Here is a 20,216-nt window from a genome sequence, read left to right on the forward strand (position 1 = left end):
TCAGTAGCCCGCGGGGCGCACCAGCCCCGACTCGTAGGCGAACACCGCCGCCTGGGTGCGGTCCCGGAGGCCCAGCTTCACCAGGATCCTGCCGACATGGGTCTTCACCGTCTGTTCGGCGACCACCAGGCGCTGGGCGATCTCCGCGTTCGACAGGCCCTGCGCGATGAGGGCGAGCACCTCCGTCTCCCGCTCGGTCAGCTCGCCGACGCGGGTCTTCAACGGGGCGCGCGGACGGTCGTCCAGCCGGGAGAACTCCGCGATCAGCCTCCGGGTGATCCCCGGCGCGAGCAGGGCGTCGCCGGCGGCCACCACCCGCACCGCCTCGGCCAGCTGGTCGGCGGACGCGTCCTTCAGCAGAAACCCGGAGGCCCCTGCCCGCAGTGCCTCGTACACGTACTCGTCGAGGTCGAAGGTGGTCAGCACCAGCACCCTGACCTCCGGAGTGGCGCCGGTGATGCGCCGGGTGGCCTCGATACCGCCCAGCTCCGGCATGCGGATGTCCATCAGGACGACCTCCGGCGCCAGCTCGGCGACCTTGGCCACGGCGTCCAGGCCGTCCACCGCCTGCCCGATCACCTCGATGTCCGGCTGGGTGTTGAGCAGCACGGTGAAACCCTGCCGGACCATCTGCTGGTCGTCGGCGATCAGCACGCGGATCACGCGGCCGTTGCTGCTGGTCGTCATGGGGTGTCGTCCTTGGTGAAAGGTTCGGTGGAAGGGTCGGCGAACGGGTCGGTGGGAGAGTCGGGGAAGGGCCCGGCGGGCAGGTCGGGGCCGTCGGTCGGGAGGAAGGCCGCCACCTGGTAGCCGCCGCCCGGCAGTGGGTGCGCCGTCAGGGTGCCGTCCAGCATCGCCACCCGCTCCCGCATGCCGAGCAGCCCGTGCCCGGCCCCCTGCGAGGGCGCGGGGGCGCGCTTCGGCCGGGTGTTGGAGACCTCCACACGCAGCCCGATCGGCAGGTGGGTGAGGTGGACGCGGGCGGTCGCGCCCGGTGCGTGCCGCAGCACGTTGCTGAGCGCCTCCTGCACGATCCGGTACGCCGACAGCTCCACGCCGGGCGGCAGTGGTCTGCGCGTCCCGCTGCTGTCCAGGGCGACGGTCAGTCCGGCGGCCCGGATGTTGTCCACCAGCGCGTCGAGCCGGTCCAGGGTGGGCTGCGGGGCGTGCGGGGCGGCGTCGCTCCCCTCGGGCGCCTCCAGCGCGTTCGGGTGCTCGGCGCGCAGCACGCCCAGCACCCGGCGCAGCTCGGTGAGCGCCTCCAGCGCGTTCTGCCGGATGCCGGCGAGGTTCTCCTTCAGCTCGTCCGGCGGGTTCTCGACGAGGAGGGGAGCGACCTGGGCCTGGATGGAGATCACCGACATGTGGTGGGCGACCACGTCGTGCAGCTCGCGGGCGATGCGGCCGCGCTCCTCCAGCAGGGTGCGCCGGGCTCTCTCCTCGGCGGTGAGCGAGGTCTGCTCGGCCAGTTGGGTGCGGGCCTCTCTGCGGCCGCGCAGGGCGATGCCGAGAAGGACGACGACCGCGAAGAGGATGACCGCGAGCTGGCCCGTCGGGAGGTAGTTCGGGGCACCCACCAGGCCTTGCACGACGTAGGTGGGAAAGGCCGTGAGGAGCAGCGCTTCCACGGACACCCGGGTCCGGACCCGCAGGGCGAGCAGCAGCATCACGAACAGGTGCCCGATGAGCCCGGCGGCCGTCCAGGGCCAGGTGAACTCATAACCGCCCACCACCATCTGGGCCCGCACCGCGAAGGCTCCCACCAGCATGCCCGCCATCGACAGCCACCACGCCGCGACCGGCCTCCACAGCGCGAGCACCATCGCGCCGGCCTGGGCGACGGCGATGAGGAAGGCGAAGCCCGGCTCGACCCTGCCGTTGTCACCGAGTTGCGCGGCGTCTCCGAGCAGCACCCCCAGCGCCGCCAGGCACACCACCCCGTGCGGGAACCAGCGCAGCCACACCGACGGCGGCAACGGGTCGGCCCGCCAGGTCCACAGGTCGTCGTGGAGCACGCGCAGCACGCGCCCGGCCCGGACCCGGGACCGGGCCCACTGCCGTTTCCCCCATCGCCTCACGGGCTCCACCCTAGACATGACGTGCACCCGCCGTGGTCCCCCGGCGCCGCGGGCTGTGCGCACGGACGACCCGGGTGCCGCGCCGTACGCCACCGTGCTCGCAGGAGCGGAACGTGGCCCAGCAGCAGGCCAGGACCAGCGCGAACACCGGGAGCCAGACGAGCCGGGCCGCGACCCAGTCCAGGCCGTCGGGGAGCGTGTGCAGGCCGGGCAGGCGGCCCGCGAGGAGTCCGGTGGCCGTGGTCGCCATCAGCGCCGTCTGGTGCCAGAGGAAGATCGTCATCGCGGAGAGATTGACCAGCGCGACCGCCGCCCAGGCCACGGGGCGCCGCATCACACGGCGCAGCCGCTCGCGCAGCAGCAGGGCGAGCCCGCACTGGGCCAGGCCGAAGGTGACGGCGGCCAGCGTCGGCGGGTTGAGGTTCGACACCGACGCGCCGGGGACACCGACCATCGACGCCGGGTAGCCCGCCCAGGCGACGAGCGCCGCCGTGGCCGCCGTGCCGCCGGTCAGCAGGAGCCAGCCCGCGCGCCGCCGGTCCAGTTCGCCGCGGGTCCAGGCGGCGCCGAGGGTGTAGGGGACGAGCCAGCCGGCCGCCAGGTTGACCCAGCCGAGCCAGGACGGGGCACCGAGCCCGAACCGCAGCAGGTCCACGTGGAGGACGACGACCAGTGGCCACAGCGGATGCAGCCGGGTCAGCAACGGGGTCGCCGCGGTCAGTGCGGCGAAGACCAGCAGGAACCACATCGGGGACAGCGCCAGCTTCACCAGCGTGTGGACGGTCGGGTAGTCCGCGCCCGTGAGCAGAAGCAGCGCGGCCGTCACCGTCCACAGGGTGAGGACGGCCAGGACGGGCCGGAAGAGCCGGGACAGCCGGGCGGTCAGCCAGCGGCCGTAGGTCTCGCCGCGCGCACGGGCCGACGCGTACCCACGCGTGGCGACGTGGCCGCCGACCAGGAAGAACACGGCGAGGGTCTGGAAGGCCCAGGAGACCGGGGCCAGCCAGGGCATGTCCTGCAGCGGGCTGGCCGCGTGCAGGCCGGTGCCATCGGCGACCAGGGCCGTCACCAGCCAGTGCCCGAGCACCACCCCGAGGATGGCGAGGGCGCGCAGGGCGTCCACGGCCCGGTCCCGCTCCTTGGGGGTGGCGGCGTCGATGCGGGCGACGGCGGCACGCAGGGCGCCGCGCGGGGGCGCCGGGGTCGGGTCAGCCATGGGTCTCCTCCGTGGTCTCCCCCAGGGCGATCCGGGTCAGGTTCGTCAGGGAGAGGGAGCCGGTGTCGAAGTAGTCGCTGTGGCCGCCGTCTCCGGCGTCGAAGACCCGGGCGCCGAAGTCCGGGGAGACCGGGTCGGTGCCGAAGCCGACGGTGGTGCCGAACAGGTCGGCGCTGACGTGCGGAACGTGCTCCACCCAGTCGTCGCTGCCGCGCCCCGCCCAGATCCGGGCGTCGGCACGCAGGCCGGCGACGGTGTCCGCGCCGGTGCCCGGGCTGCCGACCAGGGCGATGTCGGAGACGGCCAGGCCGTCGGCGGCGCGGGCGCAGACCACCGAGCCGTAGGAGTGGCAGAGGAGGGCGACGCGGGTGTCCGGGCCCGCGATCCGGCGCAGGTCGTCGACCAGGTCGCGCAGCCCGGGGGCGGCCCGGTCGGCGCGGCCGGTCGTGGCGACGGTGGTGCTGACGGTGCCCGGTGTCTCGTAGCCCAGCCAGGCCACGACGGCGGTGCGCGTCCCGGCGGGAGCATCGGCGACGAGCTGCCGGTGCAGGGCGAGGGCGGCGGCGCGAAAGCGGCCGTAGGTGTCGATGGAGGTGTCGGAGCCCGGGACCAGCACGGCGACGCGGCCGGCGTGCGCCAGGTCGCCGAGGACTTCGGTGACCAGCCCCGCGCCCCGGCCGTCGAAGGCGAGGAGGTGACGGGACGGGGCGGCCATCGCACGGTCCGCCGCCGCGCGGTGCCGGTCGCCGTGGTCGGCGGCCATCCGGGACGCCTGAGCCGCGTTGGCCCGGTTGGCGGCGTAGGCCTTTTCCAGGGTGGCGGCCGTCGGGGCCGCGAGAGCGGCGGGCGCCGGGGCGGGGATCTCGGGCCGCGCGGCCCCGGAGAGGGGGAGGGCCACCGCGCCGGCGATGAGGGCGGCGCAACCGGCGCGGCGCCATCCGCGCACACGCCGCCGCCAACGTACCGTCGTCCCGGGCCCCATGGCCTCTCCCCTCCAGCCCGCCCACCCATCGGGCGCGTCTGCAGGGAAAGTTATGAATCGGGCCGGGTAACCCGCGTCCCGCCAGGGAACTCACCTGCCGGGTAGCTCTCAGGTATTACGGGTACGACAGGCCGCAGGCACCGCCGGTCGAGCGAGTCACCTACCAGGCCAGCTGCGCGATCTCCTCCGCCACCACCGCGCAAGCGTCCGCCGCCGGATCGATCAGCGGGTAGTGCCCGACGTCCTCCAGCAGCGTCACCCCCACCACCTCCCCGGCCTTGGCCGCCGCGTCCGCGTACGCCTCGGCGACGGCCTGCGGGACGTCGACGTCGGCGCGGCCCTGCACGAGGGTCGTCGCGATGCCGGTGGGCAGCAGCAGGGCGGGGTCGGCGTACCGCCGCCGCTCGGCGAACAGCTCGCCGCCGCCGAGCAGTTGGCGCGCCGCGCCGCCGCACACGTCGAGCTTGTCGGCGACCTCGAAGTCGGCGATCGGCGCGAGGGCGACCACGCCACGCAGCGGCGCCGGGCGGTCGGTCCGCCACGGGGCGTCGGCGGGCAGCAGGTGCCGGGCGGCCGCCCAGAGGGCCAGGTGGCCGCCGGCGGAGTGGCCGGTGAGTACCGTACGGCGGGCGTCGGCCCGCGGCAGGTGCTGCCGGACCAGCTCGGGCAGCGCGTCCAGCGCGGCGGCCACGTCGTCGAACGTGTCGGGCCAGCGCCCCGCGACGGGCTCCCCGGAACCGTCGGGACCGGTCCCCGCCGCCCCGCGCCGGTACTCCACACTGGCCACGGCGAAGCCCCGTTCGGCCAGGAAGCCGGCGAACGGGCTGATGTGCCGCCGGTCGTACGGGGCGCGCCACGAGCCGCCGTGCAGCACCACCACGACGGGAGCAGCCTCGCCCGGGCCCGGAACGCCGCGCGGCGCGTAGAAGTCGATCACCTGGTCGGGGTGGTCGCCGTAACCGGCGGTGGAGTCCGGTTCGACCGCGGAGTGGGAGAAGGCCGATTTCTCCTCCGCCGCGTTCCTCGCGGCAGCGGTGCCCGGTTCTGCGGCGGCGTCCGGCATGCTCAACCTCTCAGCGACGAAACGGTGTTGGCGGACCGGGGAAGGAAATCGGCCGTTGGCGGGACGTTATCAGGCCGATGACGTGCGCGGACATGGGGATGTGACGCTGGGTGAGGGCCGGAACGACGCGTCCGGCCCCCACCCGGTGGCCAAGGCCACCGGTGCGCGGTTCAGCCCGTCAGCGTCCGCGCCAGCACCCGCGCCGCCCGCTCCACGTCCGCGAAGCCGACGTACAGCGGGGTGAAGCCGAAGCGCAGCACGTCGGGGGCGCGGTAGTCGCCGACCACCCCGCGTTCGATCAGCCGCTTCATCACCTCGCCCGCGTCGTCACAGCGCAGCGCGACCTGGCTGCCGCGCTCTCCGTGCGCCGCCGGGGTCACGGACTCCACGCGGCCGGCCGGGACGTACGCCTCGACGCAGCGCAGGAAGAAGTCCGTCAGGGCCAGCGACTTCTCCCGCACCGCCGCCACCGAGACCCCGTCCTCGTCCCACACGTCCAGCGCCGCCTCCAGCGCGAGCAGGGAGAGGATGTCCGGCGTGCCGACCCGCCCGCGCACCGCACCCGAGGCCGGGGCGTAGCCGGACCGCATGCCGAACGGCTCGGCGTGCGAGTTCCAGCCCGGCAGCGGGGAGTCGAACCGGTGCTGGAGGTCGCGCCGCACGTACAGGTAGGCGGGCGAGCCGGGGCCGCCGTTGAGGTACTTGTACGTACAGCCGACCGCCAGGTCGACGCCGTGTTCGTCGAGCCCGACCGGCAGCGCGCCCGCGCTGTGGCACAGGTCCCAGACCGCGTACGCCCCCGCCGCGTGCACCGCGGCCGTGAGCGCGGGCAGGTCGTGCAGTCGGCCCGTGCGGTAGTCGACGTGGTTGAGGAGTACGGCCGCCGTACGGTCCCCCAGCGCCGACGGCACCTCGGCCGGGGCGACCGGACGCAGGGCGCACCCCGTCATCCGGGCCGCCGACTCGGCGATGTACCCGTCCGTGGGGAAGGTGGTGGCGTCCACGAGGATCTCGTCCCGTCCGGGCCCGTCCTCCTGCGCCATGCGCACCGCGGCGACCAGCGCCTTGAAGACGTTGACGCTGGTCGAGTCGCCGACGACGATCTGCCCTGCGGCCGCGCCGACCAGCGGGGCGATCCGGTCGCCGATCCGCTCGGGCGCGGTCCACCAGCCGCTCTCCTCCCAGGACCGGATGCGCAGCTCGCCCCACTGACGCCGTACGACGTCGTCCACGCGCGCGGGGACGTGCGCGGGGAGGGCGCCCAGCGAGTTGCCGTCGAGGTAGGTCACGTCGTCGAGGACGAACCGCTCGCGCACCGCCGCCAGCCCGTCGACGGCGTCCAGCTGCTCCGCCTCGCCCGCGAGGCTCCTCGGCTCAGACATACGACCGCGCCGTCCACAGCTCGGGGAACACGTTGTTGCGGGCCCGCTTCTCCAGCCAGGCGACCCCGGCGGATCCGCCCGTGCCGGTCTTGGAGCCCATCGCGCGGCGGGTGGCGACCAGGTGGTCGTTGCGCCAGCGCCACACCAGCTCGGCGACGTCGGTGAGGGCCTCGCCGAGGCGGGCCAGCTCGCCGTTCTGGTCGCCGGAGTAGACGGCCGTCCAGGCGGCCTCCACCTCGGCGGCGGCCTCGTACTTCTGGGTGACGTCGCGCTGGAGCACGGCGTCCGGGATGTCGTACCCGCGCCGGGCGAGCAGCCGGACCACCTCGTCGTACAGGCTCGGCTCGTGCAGCGCCTTCTCCAGTTCCGCGTGGACGCGCGGGGCGCCGCGGTGCGGGACGAGCATGGACGCGGACTTGTCGCCGAGCAGGAACTCCAGGCGGCGGTACATCGCCGACTGGAAGCCGGAGCCCTCGCCGAGGGCGGACCGGTAGGAGTTGAACTGGGCCGGGGTGAGCTGCCCCAGCGGGGTCCAGGAGGCGTTGAGCGCCTCCAGCTCGCGCACCGAGCGCTTGAGCGCGTCGGTGGCCACCGGGATCCGGTCCTCGCGCAGGGCGCGGGCGGCGGTCTCCCATTCGTGGACGATGACGGTGAACCACAGCTCCATGACCTGGGTCGTGACCAGGAAGACCATCTCTCCGGGATCGTCGGAGAGGGTGTGCTGGAGGTGGGTGAGCACGTCCGCCTTGACGTAGTCCTCGTACGGCGTGCTGCCCTCGAAGTCGAGATTCGGGGCGTCGTGGGACATCGCTGTCTCCTGATGGCACTACGGGTAGCGGTCCGCCCTGCCGTTACCGGCACGGGGCCCCGGTCCCCAACGGCATCCTCCGCAATCGTCGCAGGAAACCGCAAGGCCCGCCCGCGCACGGCGGACGGGCCCGGGGGCGCGGGGGCCGGTCAGCCCAGCACCTCGGCCGCGCTCGGCGAGGAGTCCTTCAGGAACTCGCTGCAGCGCTCGTACTCCTCCTTCTCGCCGATCGCCTGGGCGGCGCGGGCGAGGGCGTGCAGGGCGCGCAGGAAGCCGCGGTTCGGCTCGTGCTCCCAGGGCACCGGGCCATGGCCCTTCCAGCCGCTGCGGCGCAGGGCGTCGAGGCCGCGGTGGTAGCCCGTACGGGCGTACGCGTACGACTCCACGACGCTGCCGCGCTCGAACGCCTCGTCGGCCAGGCGGGCCCAGGCGAGCGAGGACGTCGGGTACTTCGCGGCGACGTCGGCGGGGGTGGTGCCGGCCGCCAGCAGCTCGCGCGGGCCGGGGTCGTCGGGGAGGTGGGTCGGGGGCGGTCCCCCGAGGAGGTTCTCGTGAATGGGCATGGGACAAGTCTGCGGTATTGCCTGCGGCGGCTGGGCGGGGTGGGTGCGTTGTCGAGGGCGGGTGCGTTGTCGAGGGCGGGTGCGTTGTCGAGGGCGGGTGCGTTGTCGAGTGCGGGTGCGTTGTGGTTGAGCGCGCAGTTCCCCGCGCCCCTTGAGGGCGTCACCCTGACGTCGGCCAGGGCGGGGCCCCGCGTTTCCTTCCGTGCGCGGTTCCCCGCGCCCCTTGAGGGCGTCACCCTGACGTCGGTCAGGGCCGAGCCCCGCGTTTCCTTCCGTGCGCGGTTCCCCGCGCCCCTTGAAGGCGTGACCCGGGGGTCGTGCCCTGCGTCATCTGTCGTGCGTGGTTTCCGGCGTTCCTTGCTCCAGGGGCGGGGTCAGGACCGAGCCGTGGGTGCGGCACTCGGGGTGGGGGCAGTCCGGGGGTGGGCGGCGCACCGTGGTGAGGGCGGTCATCGAGCCCACGACCAGGACGCCGGCGCAGATCAGCATCGCCGGTCCGAACGCGTCGTCGAACGCCCGGGGCGAGCGGTACGCCTCCTCGCCCATGCCGGTGAGCAGCGGCAGCGCGGCGACCGCGACGAGCCCCGCCGCACGGGCCGCCGCGTTGTTGATGCCGCTGGCCAGACCGGCGCGCGAGGTGTCCACGGCGGCCAGCACGCCCGCCGTCAGCGGGGCGACCAGGGTGACCATGCCGAGGCCGAGGACCACCAGGGCGGGCAGTACGTCGGCGAGGTACGAGGCGCCGGGACCCACGCGCAGCATCAGTACCATCCCGGCGGCGCAGAGCAGGGGGCCGACGGTGAGCTGGAGGCGCGGGCCGAGGCGCTCGGCGAGTTCTCCGGAGCGGGCGGAGAGCAGCAGCATCAGGACGGTGGTCGGCAGCAGCGCCGTACCGGCGGCCAGCGCGGACCAGCCGACGACGACCTGGAGCTGCAGCGCGGCGAGGAAGAAGAAGCCGCCGAAGGCCGCGTACACGCACAGCGTGACGATGTTGACCGCCGTGAACTGGCGGGAGGAGAAGACGTCCAGCGGCATCATCGGGTCCTTGCCGCGCCGCTCGACGAGGACGAAGGCCACGGCGGCCACCACCCCGGCCACCGCGCTGAGCGCCACCGTCCAGGACGCCGTACGGGCCTCGATCAGCGCGTAGGTGAGCAGCGCCAGGGCCGCCGCGCACAGGGCCGCGCCGAGCACGTCGAAGCGGGTGTGGGCGCGCTCGTCCGAGGACTCGGGTACGTGCCGCAGCGCGATCGGGGCGCACAGCAGGGCCAGCGGGACGTTGAGCAGGAACACCCAGCGCCAGCCCGCGCCGTCCACCAGCCAGCCCCCGAGGAACGGCCCCACCGCCGCGCCGACGCCCCCGAACCCGGACCACAGGCCCACCGCCCTCCCCCGGTCGTCGGCGTGGAAGGAGGCCTGGATGAGGGCGAGGGAGCCGGGCGTGAGCAGCGCGCCGCCGACACCCTGGAGGGCACGGGCGGCGATCAGCACACCGGCGTTCGGGGCGAGGCCGCACAGCAGGGACGCGGCGGCGAACCACAGCACGCCGAGGACGAAGATCCGGCGGCGGCCGAACCGGTCGCCGAGGGCGCCGCCGAGCAGGATGAGACCGGCCAGCGTGACCATGTACGCGTTGACGGTCCACTGAAGTGCGGCGAGGTCGGCGCCGAGGTCGCGGCCGATGTGGGGCAGCGCGACGTTGACGACGGTCGAGTCCAGCAGGGCCATGCTGGAGCCGAGGACGGTGGTGAGCAGGATCCACTTGCCCTGCGGTGAGGCCAGCCGGACGTCGGGCATGGCTCCAGGTATACAGCGAGCCCGGCGCGCGGGGGCGCCGGGCTCGTGCAAAAGGCCGTGCGGACGGCCGGGTGTTACTTGATCTTCTGGCCCGCCGAACGCAGGTGGCCGCAGGCCTCGACGACGCGCGCGGCCATGCCGGCCTCGGCCAGCTTGCCCCAGGTGCGCGGGTCGTAGGTCTTCTTGTTGCCGACCTCGCCGTCGACCTTCAGGACGCCGTCGTAGTTGCGGAACATGTGGTCGACGACCGGACGCGTGAAGGCGTACTGGGTGTCCGTGTCGATGTTCATCTTGACCACGCCGTTCTCCAGCGCGGTCGCGATCTCCTCGGCGGTGGAGCCGGAGCCGCCGTGGAAGACGAAGTTGAACGGCTTGCTGCCGGCCGGCTGACCGTACTTCGCCGCGATGCCCTCGTTCAGCTCCTTGAGCAGCTCGGGGCGGAGCACGACGTTGCCCGGCTTGTACACGCCGTGCACGTTGCCGAAGGACGCGGCGAGCAGGTAGCGGCCCTTCTCGCCCAGGCCGAGGGCCTCGACGGTGCGGACCGCGTCGTCGACCGTGGTGTAGAGGGAGTCGTTGATCTCGTGGGAGACGCCGTCCTCCTCGCCGCCGGTCGGGGTGATCTCGACCTCGAGGATGATCTTGGCGGCGCGGGCGCGCTCCAGGAGCTCCTGGGCGATGGCGAGGTTGTCGGACAGGGTCTCGGCGGAGCCGTCCCACATGTGCGACTGGAAGAGCGGGTTGCGGCCGGCCTTCACACGCTCCTCAGAGACCGCGAGCAGCGGGCGGACGTACCCGTCGAGCTTGTCCTTGGGGCAGTGGTCCGTGTGCAGGGCGACGGTGACGTCGTACTTCTCGGCGACGATGTGCGCGAACTCGGCGAGGGCGACGGCGCCCGTCACCATGTCCTTGTTGTGCTGGCCGCCCAGGAACTCGGCGCCGCCGGTGGACATCTGGATGATGCCGTCGCTCTCCGCCTCCGCGAAACCGCGCAGGGCCGCGTGCAGCGTCTGGGAAGAGGTCACGTTGATGGCCGGGTAGGCGAACTTTCCTGCCTTCGCCCGGTCCAGCATCTCGTTGTAGACCTCGGGAGTTGCGATGGGCATCTGTCCGCTCCTTGTATGTGCGGGTGGGCGTGTTGTTGCTTATGGCCCTGACCTAGGACTGGGGGGCGACGTCATCGTCGGCCCCATCCTTCCAGACGAAAGGGGAATCCCCGAGTGGACCCCGGTCCCGTCTCGGCCCCTGGTACCCCTGGTGTCAGTCCAGGTCCAGCTCGTCCTTGTCGTACGCGTACAGGTACGGCACCCCCGCGCCGTCCTGGATCTTCTCGGCGGCACCGGTCGCCCGGTCGACGATCGTCGCGACGGCGACCACCTCGGCACCGGCCTCGCGCACGGCCTCGACGGCGGTGAGCGGGGAGCCGCCGGTGGTGGAGGTGTCCTCGACGACCACGACGCGGCGGCCCTTGATCTCCGGGCCCTCGACGCGCCGCTGCAGTCCGTGCGCCTTGGCGGCCTTGCGGACGACGAACGCGTCGAGCTTGCGGCCCCGGGCGGCGGCGGCGTGCAGCATGCTGGCGGCGACCGGGTCGGCGCCCATGGTCAGCCCGCCCACCGCGTCGAACTCCAGGTCGGCGGTCAGGTCGAGCAGCACCTGCCCGACCAGCGGCGCGGCCTCGCCGTCCAGGGTGATGCGGCGCAGGTCGACGTAGTAGTCGGCCTCCAGGCCCGAGGAGAGGGTCACCTTGCCGTGCACCACGGCCTTGTCCTTGATCTGCTGCAGCAGCTCGCCGCGTACGTCCGTCATGCCCCCCAGCTTAGAGCCGGGTCCAGCGCCAGGTGGTCGTGGCCTCCAGCGGCTCCAGGGGGGTGACCAGGCGGGGGAGGGTGTTCAGGCCGTTGGGCGGGCCGGTCTGCGGTTCCACGCAGACGGCGGCCTCCTGCTCGTCGTACACCACGGCCCACTGCTCCCGGCTGGTCACCTTCAGCTCCAGCCGTCCCGGCCAGGTGAGGGTGACGTCGACGCCGTCGGGCATGCCGAAGCAGTCGTCCCAGGGGCCGGGCTTCGGGTCGACGCGGTTGCCGGTGGGGAGGTGGTCGTCGCCGCGCTCCTCCTGCCAGGCGGGGTCGAAGGCGATCTCCACGCCGGTGCCGTTCTCGCCGTCGAGGGTCCGGTTGAACCAGGGGTGCCAGCCGACCTGCGCCGGGAAGGACGACTCGTACGTCTCCACGGACATCGTCAGCGTCAGCGCGTCCCCGGCGAGGGCGATCACCTGGGTGACGCGGCCGGTGTAGGGCCATGGGTCGGTGAGGTCGTACGTGAGGACGGCCTCGTTCGCGGTGACGCGGGCGGTGCGCCAGGCGGCGTCGCGGGCGGTGCCGTGGATGGCGTGCGGCGGGGAGTTCAGGGGCATCTGGTGGACCACGGCGCCGTCGCTGAAGCGGCCGTCGCGGATGCGCCCGCACCAGGGGACCATCGGGAAGCAGCCGTAGCGCTCACCCTGGCGCAGCAGCTCCGTGCCGCCGACGCGGAGCCCGCCGATCCGTCCGCCGTTGCCGGGCAGCACGGTCGCCTCCGCGTCACCCGCGGTCAGCGTGATGGGTTCGTTACTCACGCCACGACCCTACTGGGGCGATCAGGGGCGCCCCACTCGGCCGGCGGTCAGCGGCGTTTGCGCAGGGCGCGGCCCACCACGATCGCCGACGCCACGACCAGTGCGGCCGCCGGAGCGGCCCAGCGCAGGGGGGCGCCGACCGCGCTCGGCTGGGGCGCGGGTACGGGGGCGTACCGGCCGCGCGGCGGGGCGTGGTCCACCTCCTCGGCGCTGCGGCCGATCATCGTGCGGCGCGCGTGCGCGGCCTCGGCGGGGGGCTGGACGACCGGCTCGGCGGCGCCGGGCGCGTCCTCGTCCTCCTCGTCGCCCTCGTCGCCCTCGTCCGTGTCCATGAGGGAGGACGGGGGGACCTCGGTGTCGAAGACGGAGGTGTGGCGCGGCTCGGAGTGCCCCTCCGGCCCGGGCTCCGTTTCCGGCTCCGGCTCCGGCTCCGGCTCCGGTTCCGTTTTCGGCTCGGGCTCCGGCTGCTGGGGGGTCCGCGCCGCCGTGGCCAGGTTCTCCGCGAACCGGGTCAGCAGCCGGGTCGCGGCCGACGTGACCGACTCCTCCGGCAGTTCCGTCACGCGACCGTCCGCGGTGGCCGTCCCGGTGAAGCCGAGGGTGGCGCCGCCGTCGGCGTCGTCCGCGCGCAGCGTCAGCGCGAGCGTGACCGTGCCGGTGCCGCGCGACTCGGTGGCCTCGCCCTCGACGGCGTACGTGCCGTCCTCGCGCGCGGACAGGCGCAGGGACCCGCGGTAGGTGATGGAGTGACTGCCGATACGCACCTTCAGCCGGCCCGCGACGGGCTCGGCACCGGCGTCCTGCTGGAGCCCCGGAACCGCCCGGGCGACCCGGACGGGGTCGGCCAGCACGTCCCTGAGCCGCTCGGCCGGAACCGGAACGAACACCTCATGCTCCATGTCACGGCACCCTACCCAGCGGGCGCCCGGCGCACCCCCCGTCGGCACAAAGTCACCCGCCGCCCGCGGCCCCCGGCGTCACCAGTCCCGTCTCGTACGCCACGACCACCGCCTGGGCCCTGCTGGTCAGGCCCAGCTTGGTCATCGTGCGGTTGAGGTGGGTCTTCACGGTGGCCTCGCTGATGAACAGGCGGTCGGCGGCCTCGGCGTTGCTCAGCCCCCGGGCCACCAGCCGCAGGACCTCGGCCTCACGCCCGGTCAGCGCCGTCAGCGCGGGCGGCGGGCCGGCGTCCGGGGGTTCGGCGCGCCCCGTGTCCGTCATCCGCGTGAACGCCTCCACCAGACGCCGGGTGACCGCGGGGGCGAAGAGCGCGTCGCCGCCGTGCACCGCGGTGATCGCGGCCAGCAGCCGTTCCGGTCCGGCGTCCTTGAGCAGGAAGCCGGAGGCACCGGCCCGCAGGGCGCCGTACACGTACTCGTCGAGGTCGAAGGTGGTCAGGACGAGGACGCGGGGCGCGGGGTCCTCCGCCTCGGCGATGATCCGCTCGGTGGCCTGGATGCCGGTGAGGCCGGGCATGCGGATGTCCATCAGGACGACGTCCGGCCGGGTCCGCGCGGCCAGCGCCACCGCCTCCGCGCCGTCGGACGCCTCGCCGACGACCTCCATGCCGGGTGCGGCACGCAACAGCGTGGCGAGGCCGCTGCGGACGAGGAACTGGTCGTCGACGACGAGCAGGCGTATCGGCCCGGCGGTGTCGTGGTGCGGCCCGTCCGTCGGGCGGTCTGCGTCGGTCATTCCGTGACGGCGTCTCCCCTGCGTGCGGCTTGTACCGGCGTCGGCAGGGTCAGGCGCACGCCGAATCCACCCTCGCTGCGCGGGCCGACGAGGATCGTCCCGCCGTAGAGCTTGGCCCTCTCCCGCATCCCGATCAAGCCGTGTCCGCCCCGCTCGGCAGGTGTGACCGGATCCAGCCCCTCCACCGGCCCGTCGTCGGTCACCGACACCGTCACCTTGCCCGCGCGGTAGGCGAGTTCCACGGCGGCCTCCGCGCCGGGCGCGTGCTTGAGCACGTTGGTGAGCGCCTCCTGCACGACCCGGTAGACGCACAGCTGGACGCCGGGCGGCAGGGGGCGCGGGGTGCCCGTGACGCGCAGTTCGACGCCGACGCCGCCGGTGCGCACCCGGGTGACCATCTCGTCGAGCTGGTCGAGGCCGGGGGCGGGTGCGCCGTCCGCACCCTGCACGCCGTCGGCCCGCAGCAGGCCGAGCATGCGGCGCAGTTCGGCCAGGGCCTCGCCGCTGGCGCCCTCGATGGTGTCCAGGGCCTCGCGCGCGGTGCGGGCGTCGGAGCGGAAGACGAAACGGGCCAGGCCCGCCTGGACGTTGATGACGGCGATGTGGTGGGCGACCACGTCGTGCAGCTCGCGGGCGATCCGCACGCGTTCCTCGGCGACCTCGCGCCGGGCCCGGTCGGCCTGTTCGGCCCGCAGCCGCAGCGTCAGCTCGCCGGTCCTGCGGGCCACGTACCCGAACCGCCACAGCACGAGCGGGAAGCCCACGGCCTGTCCCGCCACCGAGGCCATCGATCCCGTGTCGCTGCGCAGCCCGGCGTAGATCCACACGCCGGCGAGCAGGACAGCGCAGGCGGCGGCGGTGCGGGTGGGACGCAGGGAGGCGACGGTGTAGACGGCGAGCATGGGGCCGAAGGAGCCGACGACGGGCCAGTAGTCGAGGGTGACGTAGACCGCCCAGCAGGCGTGGACGGCGAGGCAGACGGTGACGGGGGCGCGGGTGCGCAGGACGAGGGGGAGGGTCAGCAGGGCGACGAGCGTCCAGGCGAGCGGGTCGAGCGCGGGCCACCCCTGGGCGACGGCCTCGGTGCCGAGCAGGACGGCCACGGTCGTCAGCGCCGCGGCGATCAGGCCGTCGGCCGCCAGGGGGTGCAGGCGCATTCCCGCAGCGTAGGTCCGCCCGCCCGGGGTCGGCGTCATCCTTCTGCCGTACCGCGGAAGTTGCAGGAACCGGCCGGATACCGCACCGGGTTGGGTCCGGTCTCCACCCACCGCCGGATTCCGGGACGCGCGGGGCGGCCGTAGGTTCTCGGTGCGAGCGGTCCACAGGGGGGTGTGGCGGTCCGTCCCGTACCCGGGGGAGGGTCGGGCCGCCGCACGGGGACGTGGCCGCTCGCGGTCGCGGCACCCGCGCGCCGGGCTCAGTACCGCGGATGCACCAGCGTGGAAGGCGGCAGCCCGGGGATCCGGGTGCGGGCCGCGTCGCGGGCGTCCCGGGCCAGGGAGTCCGGCGTGAGGGTGCGCGGGCGGGGCGGCGCCGGGTCGGGACGCAGGGTGGGGGCCGTGCGCGCGGCCAGGAGGAAGCCCCAGCCGCGGGGGGCGCGCAGGGCCGCGGTGGCGCGGTCGGGCTCGGGCTCAAGTCCGGGCGCGGGACCGGGACCGGGACCGGAGGCCGTCCCTGCGTCCGATGCCGAACCGTTGTCGGAGGCGGCCGCGCCGGGATCGTCGGCGGCGACGCGGTAGGCGACGGTCCGCAGGCCCGCCGCGCGGAGGGTGGCGTCCACCGTCCAGAAGGCCCGGGGGGCGGCGAGGACCGGGCCCGCGTGCACCACCAGCCGCCCGTCGGGCGCGAGCACCCGCCGCAGCAGGCCGTAGAACTCCTGCGAGTACAGCTTCGTACTGGCCGTGACGGACGGGTCGGGCAGGTCCGAGATCACCACGTCGTACGTCGCGGAGGGCGTCGAGCGCAGCCGGTGGAAGGCGTCGCCCGGGGCGACGTGGACGCGCGCGTCGCCGTAGGCGTGCTCGTTGAGGGTGGACAGGCCGGGGTCCTGCCGGGCCAGCCGGGCGAGCTGGGGATCGAGCTCGACGACGTCGACGCGGCGTACGCCGGGGTGGCGCAGGACCTCCCGGACGGCGAGGCCGTCGCCGCCGCCGAGGACGAGCACGCGCGCGTGGGGGCCGTTCATGGCGGGGTGCACCAGCGCCTCGTGGTAACGCCGCTCGTCGCTGCCGCGCACCCGCAGCCGCCCGTCCAGGAACAGGTCGAGGGGCCGGCCGTCGGCGTCGCCGGTGAGGACGACCTCCTGCACGTCGGTCCGCACGGCCACGCGGACGTCCTGGCCGTACACGGCCTGCCGAGCCGCGCGTTCGAAGTCGTCGGCGAGGACGGTCGCCGTGGCGAGCAGCGCGAGGACGACCGCGTTGGCGGTCAGCAGCAGCCAGCGCGCCCGGCGGGTCAGGTCGCGCCGGAACAGGCCGAGGACCAGGGCGGCGCCGACGACCGCGTTGACGGTGCCGGTGAGCAGCGCGCCGGTGAGCTGGCCGAGGAAGGGCAGCAGGACGAAGGGGAAGGCGAGGCCGCCGACGAGCGCGCCGACGTAGTCCGCGGCGAACAGGTCGGCGACGGCACCGCCCGGGTCCTGTCTGCGCACCCGCTGGATCAGCTCCATGAGCAGCGGCACCTCGGCGCCGATCAGCACGCCGATGGCCAGGGAGAAGGCGACCAGCAGGACGCGGGGGCCGTCGGCCCACAGGCCGCCCCAGCCGCCGGTCCAGGCGAAGACGGCGTACAGCACCATCGCGCTGGAGCCGCCGACGAGGGCGAGGACGGCCTCCAGCGCGCCGAAGCCGGCCGCCGCGAGGCCGCGCAGCCGCTTGGCGGCGAGCGAGCCGATGCCCATGGCGAAGACCATGACGGACAGGACGACGGACGCCTGGGTGACCGAGTCGCCGATCAGGTACGAGGCGAGCGCGACGAGTTCGAGTTCGTACACGAGCCCGCAGGCCGCGCACACGAACACGCCCGCCAGGACCAGGAACCGTCCGACGGCCGGCCGGACGGGCAGCCGCGCGGGCGCCTCGGGACCGCTGGAACCACCGGAACCACCTGGACCGCTGGAACCACCGGAACCACCTGGCCCGCTGGAACCACTGGAACCACCTGGCCCGCTGGAGCCACTGGGCCCACCGGAACCGCAGGGGCCGCCCCAGGACGGCGGAGAGCCGGGCGGGGCGGGCACGTGCGGTTCGATCACGCAGTGACGTTACGTCACACCCGCACGGCGCATCGTCACCCACACGTGTGAAACTCGGGTCCTGCTGAGCACCACAGGTTTATCCGGCCCTCACCAGCGCACCGGCCCGCTCACACCGCGGACCGGCTGAGCTGCGACGCCGGCACCCGCACGCCCACCCGGGTCCGCGTCGCCACCAGTTGGCCGTCCTGCGGATAGGCGTGCCAGGTCCGCCAGTGCACCTGCCCCTCGTGCCGCTGGGCCAGCAGCGCCGTGAAGGCGTGCGGACTGCCCGGGAAGACCCCGGCCAGGCCGTGCGGGTGGTCGGAGACCAGGGCGATCAGTTCCTGGGCGCGGCCGGCGAAGGAGCCCGGCGTCAGCACCTCCACGCGGGCGGCGAATTCGTACTCCCAGTCGCCCACCCGCTTGGCGACGCCCAGCGGAAGGGGGGTACTGCTGCCCGGGATGCACGCCACCGTCTCCGAACAGCTGCCCCGCTCCTCCTCCAGCAGGACTTGATGAGAGGCCCCCAGGAGTCTCAACTGCAGTTTCGCGTCCGTCAGTTCGACGTCGAGACAGGCGAGCGCGGGCAGCGGCTCGCGCCCCAGGGCCCAGGCCAGGTCGGCGGCGCGGGTGTCGGTGTAGGCGGTTGTCAGGGTCGTGAGCATGGATCGGCTCCGCAAGCACACAAGGAGAGGAAGGTGTGGGGCCTGCGCATCCGGGGCACTGCCGGGGATGCGGCCCGCTCAGCCCAGTCGGCCGGTCAGGAGGGGGGTCAACAGGTCGTCCGAGGAGCTGCGTTGATGAACAAGAGCGAATCATGAACGGTGGTGCCGCCACAGCGTTTTTACCCAACTTCGTGGCGTTTCCATCCCTCAGGGGGCTCAACAGCTCACCTGTTCAACCATGGCGCACACCCCGCCCGTACGGAGTGCGCCGGTGCGCGGGAGCACCCACCGGGCGGGCGGCCCGGCGGGCGCTCCGCGTGGGGGCGCGGGGCCCGGTCCCAGGCGCGGACCCCGCGGAGCCGGATGCGGTTCCCCCTGCAGGAGCTCAGCTGCCCCGTGTCAGCTGCCTCCACCGCATCCGCCGCCCCCTCCTCCCCCGCAGGACGACCCGCCTCCGCAGGACGAGCCGCCACCGCAGGAGTGGCCCGAGTGGTGTCCGTCCGAGGACGAGCCGCCCCCGTCGCCGACCCACCAGCTGTTGGTGCCTCCCCCGCTGTCGCCGCCCCCGCCGGTGCCGTGCCGGCGCGCCCCCCTGCCGCTCCTCGTCCGCACCGGGTGGGACGTGCGCCGCCCCACCACGAACACCCTGACCAGCAGGGCTGCGAGCACGAACAGGATGATGCCTGTGACCACGGCTCCACCCTCCTTCCCTTCCGGGCCGCGCCCGGAAGTCCCCCGAAGCAATCCCCCGTCGGACGCCTCGCTGTGTGTCGATTGCCTGTGGTTCGCGCCGTGAAGCTCGCGGCGTGCACGGGAGATGCCCCTCGCCGCCACGCCCCAAAGCAGAGTTGAGGAAGTCCAGAGCTTCGGCGCAGGATGGCCGCCATGACCTCGATGAGCTCCAGCGCCCGCCCCCTCCTGAACCGCCGGCTCGCCGAGTTCGGGACGACGATCTTCGCCGAGATGTCCGCCCTGGCGGTGACGACCGGGGCGATCAACCTCGGTCAGGGCTTCCCCGACACCGACGGCCCCGAGGAGATCCGCGAGGCCGCCGTACGGGCGCTGCGCGACGGGCGCGGCAACCAGTACCCGCCGGGCCCCGGCGTCCCCGAGCTGCGCACCGCCGTCGCCGACCACCAGCGGCGCCGCTACGGCCTGTCCTACGACCCCGACACCGAGGTCCTGGTCACCGCCGGCGCCACCGAGGCCATCGCCGCCGCCCTGCTGGCCCTCGTCGAGCCCGGTGACGAGGTCGTCGCGCTGGAGCCGTACTACGACTCGTACGCGGCCTGCATCGCGATGGCGGGCGGCACGCGCGTGCCCGTCACCCTGCGCCCGCACGAGGGCGCGTTCCGACTGGACCTGGACGAGCTGCGCGACGCGGTCACCGACCGCACCCGCCTCCTGCTGCTGAACACCCCGCACAACCCGACCGGCACGGTCCTCACCCGCGGGGAACTGGCCGCGATCGCCGAGCTGGCCGTGGAGCGGGATCTGCTGGTGGTGACCGACGAGGTCTACGAGCACCTCGTCTTCGACGGCGCCGAGCACATCCCCCTGGCCACCTTCCCGGGCATGCGGGAGCGCACGGTGAGCATCGGGTCGGCCGGCAAGACGTTCTCGTTCACCGGCTGGAAGGTCGGCTGGGTCACCGCCGCGCCGGCCCTGCTCACGGCGGTCCGCTCGGCCAAGCAGTACCTCACGTACGTCAGCGCGGGCCCCTTCCAGTACGCGGTCGCCGAGGCGCTCGCGCTGCCGGACGCGTACTTCGCCGCCTACCGACAGGACATGGAGGCCAAGCGGGACCTGCTGGCCGCGGGGCTCGCCGAGGCGGGCCTCGGCGTGTACCGGCCCGCCGGCACCTACTTCGTCACCACCGACATCCGCCCGCTCGGCGAGAGCGACGGCATCGCCTTCTGCCGCTCCCTGCCGGAGCGCGCGGGCGTCGTCGCCGTCCCCAACGCGGTCTTCTACGACCACCGGGAGGCGGGGGCGCCGTTCGTGCGGTTCGCGTTCTGCAAGAGGGTCCCGGTGCTTCAGGAGGCAGTACAGCGCCTGAAGGCCCTGGCCGGGTAGGGCGCCCGTACCGGTACGACGAGAGCCCGGGCCCCCGGT

Annotated in this window: 19 protein-coding genes; 1 reads left to right on the forward strand and 18 read right to left on the reverse strand. The window is 74.0% G+C overall.

All coding sequences use genetic code 11. The features are described 5' to 3' along the window. From D1J63_RS17260 to D1J63_RS36740, 18 genes are all read right to left on the reverse strand, one after another. Nucleotides 1–687, reverse strand: a complete 687-nt coding sequence (locus tag D1J63_RS17260; protein ID WP_061443419.1) for a response regulator transcription factor — start codon at nucleotides 685–687, stop codon at nucleotides 1–3. Next, nucleotides 684–2,096, reverse strand: a complete 1,413-nt coding sequence (locus D1J63_RS17265; RefSeq protein WP_125629734.1) for a sensor histidine kinase — start codon at nucleotides 2,094–2,096, stop codon at nucleotides 684–686. The genes D1J63_RS17260 and D1J63_RS17265 overlap by 4 nt, the downstream gene beginning before the upstream one ends. Beyond that, nucleotides 2,089–3,294 carry an acyltransferase gene (locus D1J63_RS17270; RefSeq protein WP_125629736.1) on the reverse strand — a complete coding sequence of 402 codons (1,206 nt, stop codon included), beginning with the start codon at nucleotides 3,292–3,294 and terminating at the stop codon, nucleotides 2,089–2,091. Before D1J63_RS17270 ends, D1J63_RS17265 begins: the two co-directional genes overlap by 8 nt. Continuing rightward, nucleotides 3,287–4,276, reverse strand: coding sequence for an alpha/beta hydrolase (locus D1J63_RS17275; protein ID WP_125629738.1), 990 nt, complete (start codon nucleotides 4,274–4,276; stop codon nucleotides 3,287–3,289). Before D1J63_RS17275 ends, D1J63_RS17270 begins: the two co-directional genes overlap by 8 nt. A 160-nt stretch (nucleotides 4,277–4,436) precedes the next feature. After that, nucleotides 4,437–5,339, reverse strand: coding sequence for an alpha/beta hydrolase (locus tag D1J63_RS17280; protein ID WP_125629740.1), 903 nt, complete (start codon nucleotides 5,337–5,339; stop codon nucleotides 4,437–4,439). A 170-nt stretch (nucleotides 5,340–5,509) separates the two neighbouring features. After that, nucleotides 5,510–6,721: a kynureninase gene (gene kynU, locus D1J63_RS17285; RefSeq protein ID WP_125629742.1), complete on the reverse strand. Its 1,212-nt coding sequence runs from the start codon at nucleotides 6,719–6,721 to the stop codon at nucleotides 5,510–5,512. Further along, nucleotides 6,714–7,529, reverse strand: a complete 816-nt coding sequence (locus tag D1J63_RS17290) for a tryptophan 2,3-dioxygenase family protein (RefSeq protein WP_102928623.1) — start codon at nucleotides 7,527–7,529, stop codon at nucleotides 6,714–6,716. Before D1J63_RS17290 ends, kynU begins: the two co-directional genes overlap by 8 nt. A 149-nt stretch (nucleotides 7,530–7,678) precedes the next feature. Continuing rightward, nucleotides 7,679–8,092 carry a DUF3151 domain-containing protein gene (locus D1J63_RS17295; protein WP_125629744.1) on the reverse strand — a complete coding sequence of 138 codons (414 nt, stop codon included), beginning with the start codon at nucleotides 8,090–8,092 and terminating at the stop codon, nucleotides 7,679–7,681. A gap of 327 nt (nucleotides 8,093–8,419) precedes the next feature. Beyond that, complete coding sequence (locus D1J63_RS17300; RefSeq protein ID WP_125629746.1) at nucleotides 8,420–9,889, reverse strand: MFS transporter; 1,470 nt, start codon at nucleotides 9,887–9,889, stop codon at nucleotides 8,420–8,422. A gap of 74 nt (nucleotides 9,890–9,963) precedes the next feature. Further along, entirely contained in the window at nucleotides 9,964–10,995 is a 1,032-nt protein-coding gene (gene fbaA, locus D1J63_RS17305) for a class II fructose-bisphosphate aldolase (RefSeq protein ID WP_125629748.1), read from the reverse strand. A gap of 154 nt (nucleotides 10,996–11,149) precedes the next feature. Next, on the reverse strand, nucleotides 11,150–11,698 hold the full coding sequence (pyrE, locus tag D1J63_RS17310; protein ID WP_125629750.1) for an orotate phosphoribosyltransferase: 549 nt from the start codon (nucleotides 11,696–11,698) through the stop codon (nucleotides 11,150–11,152). A gap of 10 nt (nucleotides 11,699–11,708) precedes the next feature. After that, nucleotides 11,709–12,506 (reverse strand): aldose 1-epimerase, encoded by a 798-nt coding sequence (locus D1J63_RS17315; RefSeq protein ID WP_125629752.1) that lies wholly within the window; start codon nucleotides 12,504–12,506, stop codon nucleotides 11,709–11,711. A 47-nt stretch (nucleotides 12,507–12,553) separates the two neighbouring features. Continuing rightward, nucleotides 12,554–13,405: an SRPBCC domain-containing protein gene (locus D1J63_RS17320; protein ID WP_164712865.1), complete on the reverse strand. Its 852-nt coding sequence runs from the start codon at nucleotides 13,403–13,405 to the stop codon at nucleotides 12,554–12,556. A 52-nt stretch (nucleotides 13,406–13,457) separates the two neighbouring features. Further along, nucleotides 13,458–14,201 carry a response regulator transcription factor gene (locus D1J63_RS17325; RefSeq protein WP_102929732.1) on the reverse strand — a complete coding sequence of 248 codons (744 nt, stop codon included), beginning with the start codon at nucleotides 14,199–14,201 and terminating at the stop codon, nucleotides 13,458–13,460. Continuing rightward, nucleotides 14,198–15,358 (reverse strand): sensor histidine kinase, encoded by a 1,161-nt coding sequence (locus D1J63_RS17330; protein ID WP_125629757.1) that lies wholly within the window; start codon nucleotides 15,356–15,358, stop codon nucleotides 14,198–14,200. Before D1J63_RS17330 ends, D1J63_RS17325 begins: the two co-directional genes overlap by 4 nt. Before the next feature lie 260 nt (nucleotides 15,359–15,618). Next, a complete protein-coding gene (locus D1J63_RS17335) occupies nucleotides 15,619–17,454 on the reverse strand; it encodes a polyamine aminopropyltransferase (protein ID WP_125629759.1) in 1,836 nt (611 codons plus the stop codon). Between the two features lie 110 nt (nucleotides 17,455–17,564). Beyond that, complete coding sequence (locus D1J63_RS17340; protein WP_164712866.1) at nucleotides 17,565–18,101, reverse strand: DUF2617 family protein; 537 nt, start codon at nucleotides 18,099–18,101, stop codon at nucleotides 17,565–17,567. A gap of 399 nt (nucleotides 18,102–18,500) precedes the next feature. Further along, nucleotides 18,501–18,794 (reverse strand): hypothetical protein, encoded by a 294-nt coding sequence (locus D1J63_RS36740; RefSeq protein ID WP_164712867.1) that lies wholly within the window; start codon nucleotides 18,792–18,794, stop codon nucleotides 18,501–18,503. A 192-nt stretch (nucleotides 18,795–18,986) separates the two neighbouring features. Here D1J63_RS36740 and D1J63_RS17350 point away from each other — a divergent pair, with 192 nt between their 5' ends. Further along, the gene (locus tag D1J63_RS17350; protein ID WP_125629761.1) at nucleotides 18,987–20,177 is read left to right on the forward strand and encodes a pyridoxal phosphate-dependent aminotransferase; all 1,191 of its coding nucleotides are present in this window, start codon (nucleotides 18,987–18,989) and stop codon (nucleotides 20,175–20,177) included. The last annotated feature ends 39 nt before the right edge of the window (nucleotides 20,178–20,216 follow it).

Source organism: Streptomyces sp. KPB2, assembly GCF_003950055.1.
GTDB lineage: Bacteria > Actinomycetota > Actinomycetes > Streptomycetales > Streptomycetaceae > Streptomyces > Streptomyces salinarius.